Source organism: Micrococcus sp. EWR3.9.1, assembly GCF_052615555.1.
Genome location: NZ_JBQXFD010000046.1, coordinates 1 through 806, shown reverse-complemented (window position 1 = coordinate 806; position 806 = coordinate 1). Strand labels below are relative to the sequence as shown.

The 806-nt window shown below is 68.0% G+C and carries 2 protein-coding genes; both read left to right on the top strand.

Features of this window, described 5'->3' with window-relative positions; all coding sequences use genetic code 11:
* Window positions 1-52 precede the first annotated feature (52 nt).
* Window positions 53-442 (top strand): IS5 family transposase, encoded by a 390-nt coding sequence (locus ACUJ8O_RS11495; protein ID WP_158184834.1) that lies wholly within the window; start codon window positions 53-55, stop codon window positions 440-442.
* On the top strand, window positions 408-806 hold a 399-nt coding region (locus ACUJ8O_RS11490), incomplete at its 3' end, for a transposase (RefSeq protein WP_445373401.1). The genes ACUJ8O_RS11495 and ACUJ8O_RS11490, both read left to right, overlap by 35 nt.

Genomic DNA, 806 nt, shown 5'->3' with positions numbered 1-806 from the left:
CTAGGGCGTGTTGCTAAAGGATTCGGGGACGTGGATGCGCGAGTCTGGGGTCATGTCGCGTGATGTCATCTCGGACGAGGTCTGGGCCGTGATCGGCCCGCTGTTCCCTGCCCCGAAGTCCACCGGTCGGCCCCCGGTGGATCGGCGCGCGGTGGTCGAGGCCACCGCGTGGCGCTTCCGCACGGGGGCGCCGTGGCGGGATCTGCCCGAGCGGTTCGGGAACTGGAACACGATCTACAAGAACTTCAACCGGTGGGCCGCCCAAGGCGTGTGGGAGCAGGTGCTCGAGCGTACTCAGTCGATGGCACAGCAGGCTGGCGAGCTGGATTGGGTGGCTTCGATCGATTCCACGATCGTGCGCGTCCACCAGCACGGGGCGACCCTGCCCCGCCCCACAGGGGGCCTGGATGAACTACAAGAAATCCGGGGACGAGCCGGCTGACCATGCCATCGGACGCTCCCGTGGCGGTCTGACGACGAAGAATCATCTGGTCTGTGATGGCAAGGGCAGGGTGCTGGCGTTCGTGGTGACCGGCGGGCAGGTGGCGGACACCTCGATGCTGGCCACCACGCTGGAGCAGATCAGCGTTGCCGGGGCCCGTGGGCGGCCCCGGATACGGCCTGACCGCCTGATTGCAGACAAGGGCTACCCCTCGAAGGCGAACCGGGCCTGGCTGCGCCGGCATGGCATCGCGGCCACGATCCCCGAGCGGGCCGATCAGATCACGCACCGGCGCCGCCGCCCAGGAAGACCGATCGACTTCGGTGAAGACCAGCGCCAGCGCTACCGGGGACGCAACGTCGTA

What these genes read in the sequence shown, in the direction of transcription:
- ACUJ8O_RS11495 (WP_158184834.1), top strand. Translation starts at nt 53, where the DNA reads ATGTCGCGTGATGTCATCTCGGACGAGGTCTGGGCCGTGATCGGCCCG.